Origin of the sequence: Tritonibacter sp. SIMBA_163 (assembly GCF_046535935.1) — a bacterium.
GTDB lineage: Bacteria > Pseudomonadota > Alphaproteobacteria > Rhodobacterales > Rhodobacteraceae > Epibacterium > Epibacterium scottomollicae.
In genome coordinates this window covers 1-268 of the sequence record NZ_JAWJBP010000516.1, presented here as the reverse complement: position 1 = coordinate 268, position 268 = coordinate 1, and the positions used below count along the sequence as shown (strand labels likewise).

Annotated in this window: 1 protein-coding gene; it reads left to right on the top strand. The window is 31.0% G+C overall.

Translation table 11 applies throughout. The features are described from left to right. The coding region (locus tag R0J92_RS23355) for a hypothetical protein (RefSeq protein ID WP_411053429.1) at positions 1 to 268 on the top strand (268 nt) is incomplete at both ends.

Genomic DNA, 268 nt, shown 5'->3' with positions numbered 1-268 from the left:
ATAGAGTTAAAAGAACAATTATCACAACTACAAGAAGAAGTAAATCAAAGAAATGAAGGAGCAATCAATCAACTTTCAAATGAAGAAATTGAACAGTTACAAAATCGAATTCAAGACCTGACTGAGAATGTAAATTTACTAAATCAGCGTCAAAGGGAAGAAAATGACTATTCTCAAAAAGTAACCGAACAATTCAAAACAGAAATAGAAACAATATATCAATTAGTTCAAGAGCATCAACAGCAACAAGCGGAAGTTACTAACGAAC